Origin of the sequence: Gracilibacillus pellucidus, from assembly GCF_033949965.1 — a bacterium.
GTDB lineage: Bacteria > Bacillota > Bacilli > Bacillales > Amphibacillaceae > Gracilibacillus > Gracilibacillus pellucidus.
On the sequence record NZ_JAWZSR010000001.1, the window covers coordinates 201124 to 220584 of the forward strand.

17 protein-coding genes are annotated in these 19461 nt (G+C 37.5%); 14 read left to right on the forward strand and 3 right to left on the reverse strand.

The features are described 5' to 3' along the window. Positions 1-26 precede the first annotated feature (26 nt). The 4 genes from SH601_RS00940 (at position 27) to dhaM (ending at position 3821) form a co-directional block, all read left to right on the forward strand. Positions 27-1676, forward strand: a complete 1650-nt coding sequence (locus SH601_RS00940) for a glycerol-3-phosphate dehydrogenase/oxidase (RefSeq protein WP_319956341.1) — start codon at positions 27-29, stop codon at positions 1674-1676. A gap of 127 nt (positions 1677-1803) precedes the next feature. Then, positions 1804-2796, forward strand: a complete 993-nt coding sequence (gene dhaK, locus SH601_RS00945) for a dihydroxyacetone kinase subunit DhaK (RefSeq protein ID WP_319956342.1) — start codon at positions 1804-1806, stop codon at positions 2794-2796. A 12-nt stretch (positions 2797-2808) separates the two neighbouring features. Beyond that, positions 2809-3429, forward strand: coding sequence for a dihydroxyacetone kinase subunit DhaL (gene dhaL, locus SH601_RS00950; RefSeq protein ID WP_319956343.1), 621 nt, complete (start codon positions 2809-2811; stop codon positions 3427-3429). Positions 3430-3431: 2 nt separating this feature from the next. Next, complete coding sequence (dhaM, locus tag SH601_RS00955; protein ID WP_319956344.1) at positions 3432-3821, forward strand: dihydroxyacetone kinase phosphoryl donor subunit DhaM; 390 nt, start codon at positions 3432-3434, stop codon at positions 3819-3821. Positions 3822-4053: 232 nt separating this feature from the next. Here dhaM and SH601_RS00960 read toward each other — a convergent pair whose 3' ends face one another. Then, positions 4054-5232: a Gfo/Idh/MocA family protein gene (locus tag SH601_RS00960; RefSeq protein WP_319956345.1), complete on the reverse strand. Its 1179-nt coding sequence runs from the start codon at positions 5230-5232 to the stop codon at positions 4054-4056. Between the two features lie 129 nt (positions 5233-5361). On the opposite strand from SH601_RS00960, the gene SH601_RS00965 reads away from it, so the two are divergent. From SH601_RS00965 to SH601_RS00995, 7 genes are all read left to right on the forward strand, one after another. Beyond that, positions 5362-6192, forward strand: a complete 831-nt coding sequence (locus SH601_RS00965) for an AraC family transcriptional regulator (protein WP_319956346.1) — start codon at positions 5362-5364, stop codon at positions 6190-6192. Between the two features lie 117 nt (positions 6193-6309). Next, entirely contained in the window at positions 6310-7461 is a 1152-nt protein-coding gene (locus SH601_RS00970) for a Gfo/Idh/MocA family protein (RefSeq protein WP_319956347.1), read from the forward strand. 12 nt (positions 7462-7473) lie between these two features. Beyond that, on the forward strand, positions 7474-8652 hold the full coding sequence (locus SH601_RS00975; RefSeq protein WP_319956348.1) for a dihydrodipicolinate synthase family protein: 1179 nt from the start codon (positions 7474-7476) through the stop codon (positions 8650-8652). Beyond that, positions 8649-9470 (forward strand): sugar phosphate isomerase/epimerase family protein, encoded by an 822-nt coding sequence (locus tag SH601_RS00980; protein WP_319956349.1) that lies wholly within the window; start codon positions 8649-8651, stop codon positions 9468-9470. The genes SH601_RS00975 and SH601_RS00980 overlap by 4 nt, the downstream gene beginning before the upstream one ends. 223 nt (positions 9471-9693) lie before the next feature. Next, positions 9694-10167 (forward strand): hypothetical protein, encoded by a 474-nt coding sequence (locus tag SH601_RS00985; RefSeq protein ID WP_319956350.1) that lies wholly within the window; start codon positions 9694-9696, stop codon positions 10165-10167. Between the two features lie 512 nt (positions 10168-10679). Beyond that, complete coding sequence (locus SH601_RS00990; protein ID WP_319956351.1) at positions 10680-11201, forward strand: DoxX family protein; 522 nt, start codon at positions 10680-10682, stop codon at positions 11199-11201. A gap of 465 nt (positions 11202-11666) precedes the next feature. Beyond that, on the forward strand, positions 11667-12155 hold the full coding sequence (locus tag SH601_RS00995) for a hypothetical protein (protein WP_319956353.1): 489 nt from the start codon (positions 11667-11669) through the stop codon (positions 12153-12155). 67 nt (positions 12156-12222) lie between these two features. Here the strand turns inward: SH601_RS00995 and SH601_RS01000 are convergent, their stop codons facing one another. Further along, positions 12223-13059 carry a superoxide dismutase gene (locus SH601_RS01000; RefSeq protein WP_319956354.1) on the reverse strand — a complete coding sequence of 279 codons (837 nt, stop codon included), beginning with the start codon at positions 13057-13059 and terminating at the stop codon, positions 12223-12225. Positions 13060-13312: 253 nt separating this feature from the next. On the opposite strand from SH601_RS01000, the gene SH601_RS01005 reads away from it, so the two are divergent. Continuing rightward, a complete protein-coding gene (locus SH601_RS01005) occupies positions 13313-14923 on the forward strand; it encodes a glycoside hydrolase family 43 protein (RefSeq protein WP_319956355.1) in 1611 nt (536 codons plus the stop codon). A 187-nt stretch (positions 14924-15110) separates the two neighbouring features. Here SH601_RS01005 and SH601_RS01010 read toward each other — a convergent pair whose 3' ends face one another. Then, complete coding sequence (locus tag SH601_RS01010) at positions 15111-16280, reverse strand: ROK family transcriptional regulator (RefSeq protein WP_319956356.1); 1170 nt, start codon at positions 16278-16280, stop codon at positions 15111-15113. A gap of 296 nt (positions 16281-16576) precedes the next feature. On the opposite strand from SH601_RS01010, the gene xylA reads away from it, so the two are divergent. Continuing rightward, positions 16577-17896, forward strand: a complete 1320-nt coding sequence (gene xylA, locus SH601_RS01015; RefSeq protein ID WP_319956357.1) for a xylose isomerase — start codon at positions 16577-16579, stop codon at positions 17894-17896. A 20-nt stretch (positions 17897-17916) separates the two neighbouring features. Further along, entirely contained in the window at positions 17917-19413 is a 1497-nt protein-coding gene (gene xylB, locus SH601_RS01020) for a xylulokinase (protein ID WP_319956358.1), read from the forward strand. Positions 19414-19461 lie beyond the last annotated feature (48 nt).

Consider the following 19461-nt stretch of genomic DNA (forward strand, 5'->3'; position numbering starts at 1 on the left):
TAAACACATTACTGGGGGACAGATCTATGACATTTTCAAGTAAACAACGTGCACAAACATACCAAGAGATGAAACAAAATGAATTAGATATGCTTGTAATTGGTGGTGGTATCACGGGTGCTGGAATAGCGCTTGATGCCGCACTAAGAGGTTTAAAAGTGGCAGTAGTAGAGATGCAGGATTTCGCTGCAGGTACATCAAGTAGATCGACAAAGCTTGTTCATGGTGGTTTGCGATATTTGAAGCAGTTTGAAGTGAAGATGGTAGCAGAAGTCGGAAAAGAACGAGAAATCGTTTATGAGAATGGTCCACATGTAACAACACCTGAATGGATGATGCTACCGTTTTACCAAAAAGGTACATTTGGTCCTTTTACAACAAATGTTGGTTTGCGCGTCTATGATTTTCTTGCAGGGGTTAAAAAATCGGAGCGAAGAAAAATGTTTAATAGACAAGAAGCGGTGAGACGTGAACCATTATTAAAAGATGATGGTTTAAAAGGCGCTGGTTATTACGTAGAATATCGTACAGATGATGCAAGATTAACAATGGAAGTAATGAAAAAAGCAGTAGAAAAAGGTGCACTTTCCTTGAACTATGCAAAAGTTTCGAATCTGCTTTATGATAATGGACGTGTTACCGGTGTTGAAGTAATCGATCAGTTGACAGATGAAGTGCATGAAATAAAAGCAAAATATATTGTAAACGCAGCTGGTCCATGGGTTGATACCATCCGTGAAAAAGATCATTCGAAAAAAGGGAAAACATTACAATTAACGAAAGGGATTCATCTTGTATTTGACCAATCGACTTTCCCGTTAAAACAGGCGATATACTTTGATACACCTGATGGACGGATGGTCTTTGCTGTTCCACGTGAAGGTAAAGCATATGTAGGAACGACAGATACCGTTTATCAAGGGGATATCGCACATCCAACGATGACGGAAGCAGACCGTGATTATGTTATTGAAGCCATTCATTTTATGTTCCCTAATCTAGGGATTACAGCAGATGATGTGGAATCAAGCTGGGCAGGGTTGCGTCCATTAATTCATGAAGAAGGCAAAGACCCATCTGAAATTTCTCGTAAAGATGAAATCTTTGAATCTGATTCAGGGCTTATTTCGATTGCTGGTGGGAAATTAACTGGTTATCGAAAAATGGCAGAAGATGTGGTAAATGTTATTCGTGATAAAATGGTGAAAGCAGAACAAAAAGTCTTTTATCCAAGTGATACGAAGCACCTACCAATCTCAGGTGGTGACGTAGGTGGTTCCAAAGGATTTAAAGAATATAAGAAAGAACAAATTGCAAAAGGTGTAGAATTAGGATTAACAGAAGAAGTGGCAGCATTACTTGTGCAACGTTATGGTTCTAATGTTCCGTTTGTTTATGAATATTATAAAGAAACAAAAGAACAAGAAAGTACTTTATCTCCTGTTACATCTGCAATGCTTCAGTATGGTATTGAACATGAAGCAACTTGTAAACCGGTCGACTTTTTCATCCGTCGAACAGGGGCATTGTTCTTCGATATTAATTGGGTGAAACAAGAGAAAGAAGCGGTTATTAACGAAATGCAACAAATTTTCGGTTGGACTGACCAAGTGAAAGAAGCATATACTAAAGAACTTGACCAATTATTATATGAAGCAGTACACCCGACAAAGTAAATCTGTAATAAATAATGGACTCGGCTCGAATGTTGCTGAGTCCATTGCTATATACAAGTATTTGGAAGTGGAAATATTATCTATTGAAAGGTAAAATACAATTAAACAAAATAGAGGTGATCGCTGTATGAAGAAAGTGATAAATAATGCTGAGCATGTAGTTGATCAAATGTTAGATGGTTTAGTGTCTGCGCATCCTGATGAATTAAAAAGGCTTCCGGACACTACTGTTATTATAAGAAAGGATGCGCCTATTAAAGGAAAAGTGGGCATTGTAAGTGGTGGCGGAAGTGGTCATGAGCCTGCACATGCAGGTTTTGTAGGGAGAGGTATGCTAGACGCAGCTGTTGCAGGCGAAGTATTTACATCACCCACACCTGATCAAATTTTAGAGGCAATAAAGGCTGTTGATGGTGGTGCAGGTGTGTTATTAGTGATCAAAAACTACACTGGGGATGTTATGAATTTTGAAATGGCACAAGAAATGGCTGAAATGGAAGGGATTCAGGTAGCAAGTGTTGTAGTGAACGATGATGTAGCAGTGGAAGATAGTACCTTTACTATCGGAAGAAGAGGAATTGCGGGTACCGTTTTTGTCCATAAAGTAGCTGGTGCTAAAGCAGAAGCAGGTGCTACATTAGAGGAAGTCAAAGCAGTAGCAAACCAGACAATTGCAAGTGTCCGCTCTATGGGGGTGGCTCTATCCTCCTGTACACTTCCCGCTGCAGGTAAGCCGAGCTTTACATTAGCAGAGAATGAAATGGAGATTGGCATAGGGATTCATGGTGAGCCTGGTATCGAACGTGTAGCTTTGGTATCGGCTGATGAGATTACAACAATTCTATTAAATAAGATTCTAGCTGAGATTGATGAGGAGAGTAGCGATGTCGCTGTAATGGTAAACGGTTTAGGTTCTACGCCAGAAATGGAATTACACATTGTGAATAAAAAAGTGGCTGAAGTTTTACGTGATAAAGGAATGAACGTGTATCGAACGTGGGTTGGTGAGTATATGACATCATTAGATATGGCAGGTTTTTCAATCACCATTTTATCATTAAATGAGGGATTGATGGAGCTATTAGTTGAAGATGTGAAGACGGTAGCATTTCATGTATAAAAGGAGAATTGGATGATAGTACTGACAATTGAACATACAAAAAGATGGATGGAAGAAATCGAAAAAAGAATGTTGGAACATAAAGATCAGTTAACGGAGTTTGATCAAGCGATTGGTGATGGGGATCATGGGATTAATATGGCACGTGGTTTTCATGAAGTAGTGGCTAAGATTAATCATGTTACGTATGACTCTGTTTCTGATGTGTTAAAAAGTGCTGCAATGACGTTAATGGCAAAGGTTGGTGGTGCATCAGGCCCTTTATATGGTACAGCTTTTCTGAAAATGTCGATGGCGATGCAAGGGAAAGAAGTAAATGAAGAGGTGTTTTGCCAAGCAATGAAAGATGCTGTTGACGGAATTCATACTAGAGGAAAAGCGGAATTTGGTGAGAAAACGTTATATGATGTTTGGAAGCAGGTAGCCGATTTTCTAGAATTAGAAGAAGTGGCAGAATGGCAAGGATTACTGGAGGTTTGTCAAGCAACGATCGAAGATACTCGTGAATTAGTCGCAACAAAAGGTCGTGCATCATACTTGAAGGAACGGTCAAAGGGACATGTTGATCCAGGTTCTATGTCATCATTTTATATATTTGAAGCGCTGGTAGAAGTGATTGATTGGGAGGAATAACAATGGCTGAAAAGGTAGGAATTATTATCATTTCTCACAGCTACCAAATTGGAGAGGGTGTCAAAGCACTTATTGACCAAGTAATGGACGATGTGCCACTTGCTCTTGCTTGTGGTACGGAGGACAATGAGATTGGAACTAGTATTGAAAAAATACAAACAGCAATCGATCAAGCTACTGGTGCTAACGGAGCGATTATTTTCTATGATTTAGGTAGTGCAAAAATGAATGCCGAAATAGCGATAGAATTAGCAGGTATCTCCCATTTACAAATAGCAGCCGGAGTACCGATTGTAGAAGGCGCATATGTCGCAGCTGTCGAATCAAATATTGGAAAATCATTAGAAGAAATAATGACTAGTTTGGAAAAGTGGAAGGTAGAGAGTATGTAATAACAGAAGTAGGGATCTTCTCAGGCGACAAAACGTAAAGAAAGGCAGAAGACCTGTCGCTTAAGAAGTTGTCTTAAAACAAATCTTCCATTTTTCTCGCATTATAGTTTTATCACGTTGTAAACGTCCGTAAAACCCCCGCTTCAAGTCTCGGGTTAAAATAAGGAAGCTAGCTCCCTGATAAGTTTTTCTAACAATCAGTAGGAGTTCAAAACTCCCACTGATTGAAGTCTCACTTTATAATTTTCCCGGATTCACTCCATTCAACGCCTAAATCATTTGGTAAGCAAAATTGTTGATAGCATTCTGTTAATGTTTCCTCTAATCCGTGAACGGTTGTTAACTGTCTTTCTTCATCATAATGTAACCAGCGTTTTGGAAACGTTGGTGCATTAGGTACTGATTGATGGATGCCATATATAGCATGAACATGTGCGCTAGCGGCTTCAGGTCCACACAATATACTTTGCTTTTGATCATGAATGGCTTGAATTGTCACCCCTAATTTAGCTAGATGATTTTTTTCTGGGTCTTCATATCTTTTCTCACGGCCATCATGCCATTTTGCTACAATATCACTATTATTAGCTTCTGGATGATAAGTGATCGTTGCTTCTTCAAATTCTAATGTGTATTTCGGACGATGTTCGTTTTCTACTGCATGTGAGGCAAGGTAAATCATCTCCACATCGTTTTTGGTATGTAAATGAATGGCGCACGTATCAAACGTTTCAATTGGATTAGCCCTATATAGCTCAGCGGCAATTTGATCTATTTCCGTACTCGTTTCGATGGAATCACCACATAAATAAAGCAGGTGATGTAGGAAATGAGCAGTTGCATTATTTGCTACACTATCGAATATCATTTGTCCATCTGGGCTATATTTCTTTCCAGCCCAGCTAGATCGGTTGAAGTAATCAGCATTTCTCGGCCAAAGCACAAGACTTTTCATTCGAAGTGGTCGACCGAATGTCCCAGATAAAATATCTTTTTTTAACGCTTGCACAGAATCCGTAAAGGACCAGTTAAAGCCAATCGCTAATTGTTTATTTGTTCTGTTTCTCGTTTCGATCATTTCTTTTAGATGCTCTCTGTTAGCAGTTGCTGGTTTTTCACAAAGTACATGACTACCATGTTCCATCGCTAGACATGCTTGTGCTTTATGTAGGTGAATAGGGGTAGAGATAATTGCTAGATCTGCTTGGTGTGTTTGATAAAACTGCTCTAGCGTGTCAAAGAACGGGATCTTCTTATCTTTTATTGCTTGGAAAAAATCAGAACGATCAGGTGCAATATCAACGACACCTGTAACGTATGCGTTTACATCATTGTCTTGGAAAAGCTTTCTTAAATAGACGTTACCATATCCACCTATTCCAATTAATACAATGGAAATTTCATTACTCATTTACAAATCCCCTCGCTTTTTGCTTTTTGAAAAGGCTTTACCTTATAATAGCAATATATCATAACTTCCTGATTTTCGCAGTGAATGTTAAAGGATTATCTAAAATATTTGAATAGTGGAGGAAGTTTCATGTATAAGGAGATACGGATTGAACCGTTTGGGATACAATTATATGAAAGTAAGCATCGTCCAGGCGAACGAATTGAAGAGCATCATCATCAAATATACCAGCTTCTTTATACCTTAGAAGGTACGGGGAAGATTTTGTTAGATGGTAAAGAATATTCGCTTGAACAAGATCGTGTCACATTTATTACACCACTAACGACACATGCTATTTCTTCTGACAATAAATTAACCATGTTAGTACTTGCTTTTGATCGGCGCATTATTGATAGTTCCAACAAAGCGTTATTTGAAACATTATATGAATCAAAATTTATTGAATTAAATCCTTTCAATAGTAGTGAAATTCGTCAGCTTCTACGAACGATGCTTTATGAACAAGCACATCAAAGTCTTTATCAACAGATCGCACTTCGAACATATTTATCACAACTTCTTTTATTAATTGCTCGAGGTAGTAATACAAACGAACAGACAGATGCTAATACAATTCGTGCGGAACGATTGAAGGAATACATTGATTCACATTATTTTGAGTGGATTCAAGCAGAGGACTTAGCCTCAAGACTCGGGATTAGTACTAGATATATGAATACTATTTTTAAAGATACATATAATGTAACACCTATTCAATACTTAACAGAAGTACGAGTACGTTTAGCGAAAAAAATGTTGGCAGACACCGATAAGGATATTGCTTCCATTTGTTTTGAAGTAGGATTTGAATCAATATCGACATTTTACCGTACTTTTAAAAATATAACAGAACTGTCTCCTCATAAATATCGGACAAAGCAGCAGTTCCACAAGTTAGAGGAGACAGAGCGAAGTTGATAGTAAAACGTAACATTTTATTTCCGATTTTAAGAAATCCGTTCTTAGATTAATAAGACGGATTTTTTTTATTGCGTTACACTATATGCAACATAGCAATGGAAAGGGGAAAATAAAATGGCTCAGCATACAATCGGGGTTATTATGAATGGTGTTACTGGAAGGATGGGAACGAATCAACATTTAATTCGTTCCATTAAAGCAATTAGGGAACAAGGCGGCGTTTTATTAAAAAATGAAGATACATTAATGCCCGATCCTATTTTAATTGGAAGAAATGAAAAGAAATTAAAAACGTTAGCAGAAGCTCATGGAATAGAACGATATTCGACAGATTTAGAAGCAGCACTTGTAGATGATTATAATGAAATTTATTTTGATTCACAAACAACAGTTAGACGCGCCGATAGTATTAAGCAAGCAATCGCAGCTGGGAAACATATTTATTGTGAAAAACCAACCGCAACTAATTTGGAAGGGTCAATTGAATTAGCTAAGTTAGCAAAAGAAGCAGGCATAAAAAATGGTGTTGTACAAGATAAACTATTTTTACCAGGTTTATTAAAGTTAAAACGACTTATTGATTCCGGATTCTTTGGCCAAATGTTATCAGTCAGAATGGAATTTGGCTACTGGGTGTTTGAAGGTGATTGGCAAGAAGCTCAACGACCATCTTGGAATTACCGAAAAGAAGATGGTGGTGGTATTATTGTAGACATGTTTGCACACTGGCGTTATGTGATTGATAACTTGTTTGGTAATGTGAAGGCGGTATCATGCTTAGGAGCTACACATATTCCAGAGCGTATCGATGAAAGTGGAGAAAGATACAAGGCGACAGCAGATGATGCAGCATATGGAACATTTGAATTAGAAAACGGTGTAATCGTTCAAGCAAATTCATCTTGGGCAGTTCGAGTAAATCGTGATGATTTATTAACGATACAAGTGGATGGTACGGAAGGTAGTGCGGTAGCTGGTTTACGTGATTGTAAAGTACAACATCGCGTGAATACACCGAAGCCAACTTGGAACCCAGATATCGAGAACCCATTTGATTTCCAATCACAATGGCAAGATGTACCGACGAATGATGTGTATGATAATGGATTCAAAGTACAGTGGGAATTATTTTTAAAACATGTATTTGCGGGTGAGGAATTCCCTTGGGATCTACTTGAAGGAGCAAAGGGAACACAGCTTTCAGACCTTGGTTTACAATCATGGCAAGAACGACGTTGGGTAGAAGTACCGGAAATAAGACTGTAAGGAGGTAGACAAATGTCAAAGCTCATTTTACCGAATAACGATCGTGTGTTATATACGTATGAAGCAAGTCCTTATACATCGTTTGATATTCCAACAGATAAACCTTTTGAAAAAAGAATAGCGTTCTCGGCTGCTCATGTGGTAGCCGATCCGCTAGCAGATGCTGATCCAACCCTTGATGCGCGAATTGATTGGGATAAAACAATGGAATATCGTCATTATTTGTGGTCACTTGGCTTATCCGTAGCAGAAGCGATGGATACGGCGCAACGAGGGATGGGATTGAGCTGGGAAGGGGCAAAAGAGTTAATCTCACGCTCGATTAAAGAAGCAAAATCTGTCGGTGGGAATATGGCAAGTGGCGTTGGAACAGATCATTTGTCTCCCTCTCCCTCTGTTACTTTAGAACAGGTTGAAAAAGCATATGAAGAACAAGTATCTTTTGTCGAAGCAGAAGGCGGAAAGGTTATTTTAATGGCGAGCAGAGCGCTTGCTGCTTGTGCGAAAGGACCAGAAGATTATCAGCGTGTGTATAATAAGATTTTACAAGGTGTTTCTGAGCCAGTTATTTTACACTGGTTAGGTGATATGTTTGATCCGGCGTTAAAAGGATACTGGGGATATGAAGATGTAGATAAAGCGATGGAAGTATGTTTACAAATTATTCGAGACAATGAAGCGAAAGTAGATGGTATTAAAATTTCCCTTTTGGATGATCACAAGGAAATAACAATGCGTCGCAAATTACCTGAAAGTGTCAACATGTATACTGGTGATGACTTTAACTATCCGAATTTGATTAAAGGTGATGAACAAGGGTATAGTCATGCTTTATTAGGGATTTTTGATGCAATTGCTCCGGCCGCTGCAGCAGCCATGCATGCGTTAGATGCAGGTGATCTTGCAAAATATGATCAATTATTAGAGAAAACAGTTCCATTATCCCGTCATATTTTCCAGACACCAACATTTTCTTATAAAACAGGAATAGTCTTTATGGCATACCTTAATGGGCATCAGGACCATTTCCGAATGATTGGTGGAAAAGAGAGTGCACGTTCGATTGTGCACTTAGCTGACTTATTTGTGATGGCAGACGAAGCAGGGCTATTAAGAGATCCAGCGTTAGCAACAGAGCGAATGCGTTTAACTTTAGAGTTAGCCGGTGTGAAACAGGAGGGTGTGCGATGACGAATAACCAATTAATGAGCCGTCTTAGTTTAAACCAAATAACAACAGAGCAATGGAACCTTCAAGAAGCGGTGGAAGGATGTCTTCGTCATGATGTACCAAGGATTTCTGTTTGGCGTCATAAAATTGAAGAGGTTGGCTTAAAACAGGCAAGTAGGCTGATTAAAGGTGCTGGATTACAAGTCTCTAGTATTTGTCGTGGTGGTATGTTTCCTGCAGCAACAGCAAAAGAGAGAGCGGAAAGGCTTGATGATAACAAAAGAGCGGTAGAAGAAGCGGCAGAATTAGATACAGATACGTTAGTACTTGTTTGTGGCCCTAGTGCAGATAAAGATATTGATACAGCAAGGGCACAAGTTGCCGAAGGAATTGACAGTTTAGTCCCTTTTGCGAAAGACTATGGTGTGAAACTAGCGATTGAACCACTACATCCAATGTTTGCGGCAGATCGCTCCGTGATCAATACAATGAACCAAGCATCAACTATTGCAGAGAACTATAATCAAAATGAAGTAGGTGTCATTGTTGATGTCTATCATGTCTGGTGGGACCCTAATCTTTATGCAGAAATTGAGCGTGCAAAAGGAAGAATACTAGGCTTTCATGTTTCAGATTGGAAAGTGCCAATGGCTGATATGTTTAAAGGTCGTTTTATGATGGGTGATGGAGTTATTGAGATTAATAGAATGAGAAAGGCAGTAGAACAAGCAGGATACAATGGGCCGATTGAAGTAGAAATTATTAATCAATCGTTATGGGACCGTGCTGGAGATGATGTTTTACAAGAAGTAAAGCAAAGTTTTGCCAAGTATGTATAGGCGAGATTAATAGTGGAAGTGTATCCTTTTTACAGGTGCACTTCTATTACTATTTATCACGGTGTGACAGTTCTTGAAAACTACCAGTGTGTAACAAGGAAGCTAAGTATAGGATAAACGAATGCTAACTTTATTTATTTTAAAATAATAGATGTCGTTTCGTGTGGATATATTTACTTTTTCTTCATTCAATGGTAATTTAGTATTAACAACGATGTGATGAGTGGAGGGAAGAACCCTGAGAAATAGACAAGACTCAATGGCCTTTTATATTACGATTGCACTAGGTATCACCGTATTAATTGGTGCAGGTTGGTTTGTTAAAAGTTACCTTGACGGTAAAACCGTTTTTAATAATAATTCGATTCAACAATATGCATATTCTTATAATCAACCAAGAACTTTAAATACTATGGAAATTAACTTACCTCAAGGGCTTGTAACCGAAGAAGAATTGGATGACGAATCGGAAGAGGAAGAAGAGTTGGAATCGGACGAGCTGATGGTAGAGGATTCTGAGTTGACCGACGGACAAACGGATAGTACAGAACAAGTAGAAGCAGCAACGACAAGTTATTATTATAAGCGAAGAAGTACTAGTAATAATACAAGCAATAATAATAAGTCGTATTCTAACTCAAACAGCAGTAGTAATAGTAAAACAAATACCGTTCGAACAGATGTGTATGGTAACTAAGAGCAGCTATCTCACGGACAAAACTCAGTAAAAAGAGAAAGTTATGTCCGTGAGAAGCGGTCTCGAAGACAAAACTCAGTGAAAAAGGAAAGTTATGTCCATGAGAAAACTTCTTGAAGGTACAAAAGCATTACTGACACAAAATTGACAAAAAAGTTTGGATAAAATGTGAAAAGTTGAACAATCTAGTTGAGAAAAATTGAGGAAATGATATGATAAAAGTGTATTAAAGATAATATTAAATGTGAATTATTGAACAATTAAAAAGGAGGATAAAAGTGCTTAGAATCGCTAAGAACACATCGTTATATAATTAGTTTCTTTGTTTTTAGCTAGGCTTCTAGTAGTTAAACATTTAATTTTATCAGTAAATAATCAAGGTTTCGCACTTATATGATGTATTATGACAAATTTATTAAGCGGAAGAATAATTAGTAGTTCACAATTGAAGTGATGAGTATTAATTATAACTATTAATGTGAAATGCTGAACAATAAAAGGAGTGTATGAATATGTTTATCAATTTTTTAAGAAATAATAAGGTAGCGGCAGTAATATTAACGGTGCTTAGATTGTATTTGGGTTATGATTGGGTGACACATGGTTGGGCAAAAATTACTGGTGGAGAATTTAGTGCACGTGGATTTATTGAAGGTGCCATCGCACAAGCTAGTGGCGAAAATCCAACAGTCCAAGGTTGGTGGGCAGCCTTTTTAGAAACAGTCGCGTTACCTGGTGCAGATGTATTCACTTACCTTGTAATGTGGGGAGAGTTACTAGTCGGTATAGCGCTTATCCTTGGTGTATTCACAAACTTTGCGGCATTAATGGGTATTATAATGAACTTCGCCTTCATATTCAGTGGAACGATCAGTACGAATGCTCAACTAATCTTACTAACAATATTTATCTTAGTTGCAGGATATAATGCGGGAAGAATAGGCTTAGACAGGTTTGTTCTTCCGTTTATGAAAGAAAAATTATTCAGCCGCAATAAGGCAGAGAAATTTATTAAAACAGCAGAAGCGCATTGATTTAGGGAGCTAACCTATTATATTACAGGTTAGCTCTTTTATTACGGTGCATGAGTCCGTAATACCCCACTTCAAGATTCGAGTTAAAACAAAGAAGCTAAGTGAGGGATAAACGGATGCAAACTTCCTGATAAGTTTCGCTAACGATCAGTGGGAGTCGAAAAACTCCCACTGATTGAAGTCTAACTTTATAATGATCAAGATGAGATAAAAAAAACGCACCCTACGTGAATAGGATGCAAAGGGGGACAATCTATTTTGAATCAAAATACTGTACATGTATCCACACCTACAAGAGGTATGAACAGTATATGTACACAACCATTATTGTAACCGATTTCATTATATAAAATTAGGTAACCGATTACAATAGGTATATTGTACTAATTTTGTTTCAGGAATGTTTCTTCTAAATAGTAAAAAGTTGAATATGATTTATTAAGTCAATTTAAATGGGTGATTTAAATGAGCATTCGCCGATATTATTTGCGTAAGCATCGTAAAGTTGTATTGCTTGTCTTCCTATTACTTAGTATTGCTATACTTTTCTTGTTGATTAATGCTATTTCGTCCTTTTTTTCAACTGAACGTAAAGTGGAGCAAGTAGTGGAAAGATTTTATGAATATGAGAGTAATGGTGATTTTTCTAATTCATGGGAGCTATTTCACTCTTCGATGAAAAATAGATTTGATAAAAGTGATTATATGCAAGACCGTGCACATGTTTTTTTCCATCATTTTGGCGTAAATACTTTTGATTTTTGGTTAACAGAACCGACAAAAGTAAAATCAGAGCAAATCCAAGTAGATTATTTAGATAATCAACCAATATATCGACTAGTTGTTACGTATGTCTATCAAAGTAAATACGGCTATTTAGAAATAAAGCAGCCTGTCCTAGTGGTAGAGGAAGAGAATGAATGGCGAATTTTATGGGAGTATGAAAAGGATTAAAGCGAAGAGGGATAAGAGTAATTAGTGAAATCAACATCTTAGCTAATTACTCCTAAGTCCCTGTTTTCTACTTCATTACTTGCTTAAACCGATCATTGACATTTTCCCAATTGACGACATTCCACCAGTTTTCGATATAGGATGCTTTATCATTTTCATGTTGCAAATAATAAGCATGTTCCCAAACATCTAATACAAGTAAAGGAATTGTGTTAGGTATTTGGAATAATTGATGCTTCTCAAATGATTGAATAGCTAACTTTTGGCTAATAGGAGACCATAGCAAAACAGCCCAACCATCACCTTCAACTGATTCTGCTACTCTTGTAAATAGTTGTTTAAAGTTGTTCCATGATCCAAAGTCTTTTTCTATTTGTTTTAATATTTGGCCAGAAGGTTTTTTCTTACTATTAGGTGTCATGTTTTCCCAAAAAATAGAGTGTAAATAATGACCAGATCCGTGAAAAGCTTGTTCTCGTAGCCAATGTTTAAGTGGTTCTTTTCCTTTTTCGTTGGTATACAAAGCTTTTTCCGCTTCGTTTAACCCATCTACATATGCTTGATGGTGTTTCGTGTGATGTAGATACATAATCCGCTCACTAATATATGGCTCTAATGCGTTGTAAGCATATGGTAAGGCAGGAAGTTGATGTTTTCCATATGGAACACTACTTTTTCTCAATTGGTCGAGAAATTGTTCTCCTTTAGCTCTAATATCGATTAACTGTTCTGGACCTGCGTCTGCATCGATTAATAAATGATGGATGTGATCCATCCAACTGTCGACTTGTTCAAGCGTATGAGCTTTTTCATGCTCAGACAAATCACTCTTTTCAATAGTAGTCTTTAGTTTTTTCCCCCAATTAAATAAATCTTCCAAGTATTGTTGATATTCTGTATTCATTCGATCACCCCATGTAGCATATGTAAAGGGCCTAGCTGAGGTGAATGTTTAAAATCGGATTATTATTTCCGCTTGATCGAACGTTCAATTATTTTTGTTTACAGAGAGTAGCTTGGTTTGATTGAGCTGACACGAGTAGTTTTTTTATATTATCAAAAAAACACTCGAAAACTTAGTTTGTTCATTATACTATGTTTGTTTTTATGCTATACTGACAACGGATATTAAGCGTTTACAAGAAAGGGTGGGAATAATGGTTATTATTAAAAATCCAATCTTAACAGGGTTTAATCCAGACCCAAGCATCTGTAGAGTAGGAGAAGATTATTATATTGCAGTATCAACGTTTGAATGGTTTCCTGGCGTAGGTATCTATCATTCCAAAGATTTGAAGAACTGGCGTTTAGTGTCAAGACCGTTAAACAGACTTAGTCAATTAAATATGAAAGGAAACCCGAATTCTGGTGGTGTCTGGGCACCACAGTTATCTTATCATGATGGGCAATTTTATTTAATTTATACAGATGTAAAAGTGGTAAGTGGTAACTGGAAGGATTCTCACAACTACTTAGTATGTTGTGACACGATTAATGGGGAGTGGTCAGATCCTATATACTTAAATAGTTCAGGTTTTGATCCGTCATTGTTTCATGAATCTAACGGTAAAAAATATTTAGTAAATATGAAGTGGGATCATCGTGTTGGACATCATCATTTCTATGGAATTGTTTTACAAGAATATGATCATAATCATCGGAAGCTTATTGGTAAACCGCGAGTTATTTTCAAAGGAACAGATATAAAATTAACAGAGGCACCACATTTGTATAAGTGGAATGGCTACTATTATTTATTAACAGCGGAGGGCGGTACGAAATTTGATCATTGTGCAACGATTGCTCGTGCCAAAGAAGTTAATGGGCCATATGAAGTCCATCCAGAAAATCCACTTATTACGTCATGGCCATATCCGAGAAATCCATTACAAAAAGCCGGCCATGCGTCTATTGTACAAACACATACGGATGAATGGTTTCTGGTTCATTTAACTGGACGTGTTTTACCTCGAGATGAGCAACCATTATTAGATCCACGTGGTTATTGTCCGTTAGGTCGTGAAACGGCAATTCAGCGTATAGAATGGAAGGATGACTGGCCATATGTTGTAGGTGGTAACCAGCCTTCTTTAGAGATTGAAGGTCCAGCTATCGAAGAGGTAAAGTGGGAGGCTGATTATCCAATAAAAGATGATTTTGATACACAAGAATTAAACTTTCATTTTCAAAGTTTACGTATTCCCTTAGGAGAAGATATCGTTTCATTGAGTGATAACCCTAGTCACCTACGATTATATGGTAGAGAGTCACTTACTTCTTTATTTACACAATCATTTATTGCAAGGCGCTGGCAACATTTTAATTTTCAAGCAGAAACAAAAATAGCATTCCAGCCTGAAGATTTTCAACAGGCAGCTGGTTTAGTAAATTATTATAATACAGAGAATTGGACATCTTTGCAAATTAGTTGGCATGAGGACAAAGGTCGTATTCTAGAGCTGATGACATGTGACCATTTTAAATTCGGGCAACCGTTGCAAGGCAATGAAATCGAAATACCGAAAGATGTAGAATATGTATATTTGCGTGTAGATGTGCAAACAGCTAATTATTATTATGCGTATTCATTTGATGGAGAGACATGGAATACGATTCCGGTTGTTTTCGAATCATATAAGCTTTCAGATGATTATATTAAAGGTGGAGGTTTTTTTACAGGAGCTTTTGTAGGTATGCACTGTCAAGATACATCAGGTAAACAAGCGTATGCAGACTTTGATTATTTCATTTATAGTCCAGAAGAATAAAGAAGAGTTTAATAGATAACCTTGCATAAAGTAAGACTACAATCATAGGGAGTTTGAAACTCCCTCTGATTGGTGGTGAAGCTCTTCTCTAATGCTCACTTGATACTTGAGGTGGAATAGTTACGGACATGTACACCATAAAAAATCGTATTCCTTGAGAATCCCTCCATAGGGCGTAGTAAAAAATCTAATTTAGGTGAATGTTAGTTTTTTGAAAAAATTCTTCGATCGTAAAAGCAGCCATTCCCATTGTAGTGGAATACTTATGTAACTGAGACGTTTGTATGTGTACATCGCCTTTGTTAAAACCAATTGCATGTTGTTCGATTCTTTGTTTAATAGCAGGGAGGATATATCGTTCGGCTTGCTGTATCGAATTTCCGATAATGACTTGTTCAGGGTTGAAAATATGAAGAATATTGGTGATACCAACTCCAATATAGTCACCAAGCTTGTCAAAAAGTGATAAAGCTTGAGGGTCTTGTTGCTCTGCTGCTTCGATTAGTTTTTCTGTTGTTATATCGGCAAATCCTGCTAGTTTAGCCTGTTTCAATAAGGCATTTTCCGAGGCATAAAGCTCCCAGCATCCCTTGTTACCGCACTGGCAATCTAATCCATCCTTTTCAATTGTCATATGGCCTAGCTCTCCTGAGAAGCCTTTTAATCCTTTGTAAAGTTTTCCGTCTAAAATTAAACCAACACCAATCCCGGTACTAATACTAGCATAGACAACTTCATTAGCTTCTTGACCGGCTCCGTATACCTTTTCACCATATGCACCAGCATTTGCTTCATTTTCTACGATGACTGGTATCTGATAGTGATCAACTAGTAATTGCTTGAGCGGAACTTTTTTCCACCCCAAGTTCGGTGCGAGTAATACTTCACCAATTGTTGATACAACGCCTGGTACACCAACACCAATTCCGACAATCCCGTATGGAGAGATAGGAGCTTCGACTCGTAGTTGATCAATTACTTGATATAGTTTAGGTAATACATCATCAAGGTTTTGTTCGGAAAAATGAATATTTTTTTCTGATACTATTTGACCACGAAGATTTGTTAATACTGCTAATATATTATTGACACCAAGCTCTACAGAAATAGTAAATCCGGCTACTTCGTTTAAAAGGAGCATGACAGGACGTCTACCACCACTTGATTTACCTGTTCCAGATTCAGTTATTAGCTTTTCTGCTAATAATTCACTTACAAGTGATGATACCGTTCCTTTATTTAGCCCTGTTAACTGGGCAATAGTAGCTCTTGAAATAGGAGCCTTTTCTTTAATGGTTGTGAGTACAAGTGCCTTATTTTCTTTTTTTACGACTTGTTGATTCCATGTTTGGCTCAAGCAAATTCCTCCGTTCTGCACCGTGATAAATTATTCATAGTTTATCACGGTGTATGAGTCCGTAATATCTCCACTTCAAGATTAAAGTTAAAACAAAGAAGCTAAGTGGGGATAAACGGACGCTAAATCCCTGATAAGTTTCGCTAACAATCAGTGGGAGTCAAAAACTCCCACTGATTGAAGTATCATTTTATCATAACCATTCATATAATTCTATGAACTTAGTTTATCGACTGGACAAAGTTATTTGATATTGCTATACTTGTGTCAAAATAAACAATTGGAGGTCTATTACTATGTCATGGTTTGAAAACGTTAACAAAATAAAATATGAAGGTCCAACATCCACTAATCCGCTAGCATTTAAATTTTATAACCCTGAAGAAATGATTAATGGCAAATCAATGCAAGAATTTTTGCGCTTTGGTGTAGCGTACTGGCATACGTTTACAGAAGATTTATCCGACCCATTTGGAACAGGTACAGCACTCCGTAATTGGGATAAATACGATGGAATGGATCGTGCAAAAGCAAGAGTAGAAGCAGCTTTTGAATTTTTTGATAAGTTAGGTGTGAACTATTTCTGTTTCCATGATGTAGATATTGCTCCAGAGGGAGAAACATTACGTGAAACATATCAAAATTTAGATACGATTGTTGCTTTAATCAAAGGCCATATGAAGGACAGTGATGTCAAGCTACTCTGGAATACAGCAAACAATTTTACTAATCCGCGCTTTGTGCATGGGGCAGCATCTTCTAATAATGCTGATGTTTTTGCCTACGCAGCAGCAAAAGTGAAGAAACAATTAGAAATTGGTAAAGAGCTTGGTGGAGAAAACTATGTATTTTGGGGTGGTCGAGAAGGTTACGAAACATTATTAAATACAGATCTTGGCTTGGAGCAAGATAATCTTGGTCGTTTCTTCCATATGGCAGTAGACTATGCGAAAGAAATTGATTTTAACGCACAATTTTTGATCGAGCCGAAACCAAAAGAACCAACAACACATCAATATGATTTCGATGCTCAATCTGCACATGCCTTTTTATTAAAATACGGGCTAGTGGACCATTTTAAATTAAATATTGAAGCAAATCACGCAACACTTGCTGGTCATACTTTTGAACATGAACTTCGTTATGCACGTGTTAATGGATTGTTAGGCTCTGTAGATGCTAATCAAGGTGACCCACTATTAGGTTGGGATACAGATGAGTTTCCAGCCGATATCTACTCTACAACACTTGCAATGTATGAAATGATTAAAAATGATGGACTTGGTTCAGGTGGTCTAAACTTTGATGCGAAAGTACGCCGTGGTTCATTTGAACAAAATGACCTTTTCCATGCACATATTGCTGGTATGGATCACTTTGCAGTTGGTTACAAAGTTGCTAGCAAGCTAATAGAAGATCAAGTATTTGATAAGATCATCGATGACCGTTATGCAAGCTTTAAAGAAGGTATTGGTAAAGATATCGTTGAAGGAAAGGCAAACTTCCATTCGCTTGAAGAGCATGCATTAAACCTCAAAGAAATTAAAAATAAATCAGGTCGCCTAGAAGTTATTAAAGCAACCATTAATCAATATTTGCTAAATGCATATGCTTAAAGAGAGTGGAGGTGCTCATTGTGAGTTATGTAATTGGTGTCGATCTTGGCACAAGCGCAGTTAAACTGCTACTTGTTAATCAAACTGGTAAAGTAGTGAAGGAAGTCACGCGTGAGTATCCTTTGATACAAGAGAGAATAGGATATGCAGAACAACGACCAGAAGACTGGGTGGAGCAAACAATTAGCGGGTTGAAGGAGCTTGTTCAGACATTTGATGGAGATGCTTCTACAATTGAAGGGATAAGCTTTTCTGGTCAAATGCATGGATTAGTGTTATTGGACGAGGAGAATGAGGTATTACGGAATGCCATTCTTTGGAATGATACCCGAACAACACCACAATGCGCGGATATTTATCAAAAAGTGGGCAAAAAAACATTCATTCATATTACAAAAAATCGTGCATTAGAAGGGTTTACTTTACCAAAAATTTTATGGGTAAAAGAGCATGAACCAGAACTATTTGCTAAAGTAAAAACGTTTGTTTTACCAAAAGACTATGTGCGTTATCGTTTAACAGGCCAAGTACATATGGATTATTCTGATGCAGCAGGTACTAGTTTGTTAGATATTGCGAAAAAAGAGTGGAGTAAAGAAATTTGTGTTCTGCTAGGCATAGATGTTTCGATTTGTCCACCATTAGTAGATTCTCATGAGCATGTTGGAAACATCACTTCTGAAATAGTGACACAAACAGGATTATCTGAAAGTACGGATGTATTTGCTGGTGGTGCTGACAATGCTTGTGGGGCAATTGGCTCGGGTATTCTATCAGAAGGAAAAACGTTCGCAAGTATTGGGACATCTGGTGTAGTGCTTTCCTATGAAACAACTGGGGAGAAGGATTATCAAGGTAAAGTCCATTATTTTAATCATGGTGAAGCGGATGCCTATTATTCTATGGGTGTTACATTAGCTGCAGGGCATAGCCTGAACTGGTTTAGGGAAACATTTGCGGCGGAAAAAAGTTTTGAAGATTTACTTGCAGAAGTTGGAGAGGTTCCTGTTGGCGCTAACGGCTTACTTTTTACGCCATATATTGTAGGTGAGCGGACACCCTATGCAGATGCTAACATTCGGGGTAGCTTTATTGGGATGGATAGTTCGCATGCGTTAAAAGATTTTACACGAGCAGTATTAGAAGGGATCACTTTTTCATTGAATGAATCAATCGCTATTTTTAGAGAGAACGGTAAGAAAATCGATACGATCTATTCGAGCGGTGGTGGTGCTAAAAGTGCCGAGTGGTTACAAATACAAGCAGATATATTTAATGCGAAGATTGTGAAGCTAAAGAGTGAGCAAGGACCAGGTATGGGGGCTGCGATGTTGGCGGCTTATGGAACAGGCTGGTTCCGTTCTCTTCAAGAATGTGCAGAGACCTTTTTAGAAGACGATGAAACCTATCTACCTAATCCAGACCATGTTGAAAAATATAAGCAATTGTTTAAGGTATATCAAGATATATATCAACAAACGAAAGTTTTAAATGAACGATTGCTGGAATTTAGATAATGATCAGATGTGGCCGAGGAGAGTTATCCTTGGCCTTCTGTATATGAG

Coding starts and splice junctions, on each gene's coding strand:
- SH601_RS00940 (WP_319956341.1), top strand. CDS start 27: ATGACATTTTCAAGTAAACAACGTGCACAAACATACCAAGAGATGAAA.
- dhaK (WP_319956342.1), top strand. CDS start 1,804: ATGAAGAAAGTGATAAATAATGCTGAGCATGTAGTTGATCAAATGTTA.
- dhaL (WP_319956343.1), top strand. CDS start 2,809: ATGATAGTACTGACAATTGAACATACAAAAAGATGGATGGAAGAAATC.
- dhaM (WP_319956344.1), top strand. CDS start 3,432: ATGGCTGAAAAGGTAGGAATTATTATCATTTCTCACAGCTACCAAATT.
- SH601_RS00960 (WP_319956345.1), bottom strand. CDS start 5,232: ATGAGTAATGAAATTTCCATTGTATTAATTGGAATAGGTGGATATGGT.
- SH601_RS00965 (WP_319956346.1), top strand. CDS start 5,362: ATGTATAAGGAGATACGGATTGAACCGTTTGGGATACAATTATATGAA.
- SH601_RS00970 (WP_319956347.1), top strand. CDS start 6,310: ATGGCTCAGCATACAATCGGGGTTATTATGAATGGTGTTACTGGAAGG.
- SH601_RS00975 (WP_319956348.1), top strand. CDS start 7,474: ATGTCAAAGCTCATTTTACCGAATAACGATCGTGTGTTATATACGTAT.
- SH601_RS00980 (WP_319956349.1), top strand. CDS start 8,649: ATGACGAATAACCAATTAATGAGCCGTCTTAGTTTAAACCAAATAACA.
- SH601_RS00990 (WP_319956351.1), top strand. CDS start 10,680: ATGTTTATCAATTTTTTAAGAAATAATAAGGTAGCGGCAGTAATATTA.
- SH601_RS00995 (WP_319956353.1), top strand. CDS start 11,667: ATGAGCATTCGCCGATATTATTTGCGTAAGCATCGTAAAGTTGTATTG.
- SH601_RS01000 (WP_319956354.1), bottom strand. CDS start 13,059: ATGAATACAGAATATCAACAATACTTGGAAGATTTATTTAATTGGGGG.
- SH601_RS01005 (WP_319956355.1), top strand. CDS start 13,313: ATGGTTATTATTAAAAATCCAATCTTAACAGGGTTTAATCCAGACCCA.
- xylA (WP_319956357.1), top strand. CDS start 16,577: ATGTCATGGTTTGAAAACGTTAACAAAATAAAATATGAAGGTCCAACA.